The organism is Salifodinibacter halophilus (genome assembly GCA_012999515.1).
Taxonomy (GTDB): Bacteria; Pseudomonadota; Gammaproteobacteria; order Nevskiales; family Salinisphaeraceae; genus Salifodinibacter; species Salifodinibacter halophilus.
On record JABEEB010000110.1, the window covers coordinates 1 to 319 of the forward strand.

1 protein-coding gene is annotated in these 319 nt (G+C 66.8%); it reads left to right on the forward strand.

The genetic code is table 11. The features are described from left to right. On the forward strand, positions 1–186 hold a 186-nt coding region (locus HKX41_10920), incomplete at its 5' end, for a HAMP domain-containing histidine kinase (protein NNC24642.1). Positions 187–319 lie beyond the last annotated feature (133 nt).

Below are 319 nucleotides of genomic sequence, written 5' to 3' on the forward strand. Positions count from 1 at the left end.
CGGGTGTTCGAGCGTTTCTTCCGCCTGCAGCCGCATGAGCGCGGCGCGGGCGTCGGGTTGAATCTGGTGCGCGACATCGTGCGCTTGCATCGTGGCGCGGTGGAAGCGACGGATGCGCCGGGTGGCGGGGCGTGCTTCCGGGTGTCGTTGCCGTTGGCGGCGGGTATGCCGCGGGGCGAGCGTTGATTTTGTGGGAGGGCCTTCAGGCCCGAGGCTCTTGTGCCAGATCACAGCGACCGGAAACAAAAGCGTCGGGCCTGAAGGCCCTCCCACAAGAGCGGTGCCTAGCCCACTTTCGAAGGCCTGCAGGGCTTTTGTG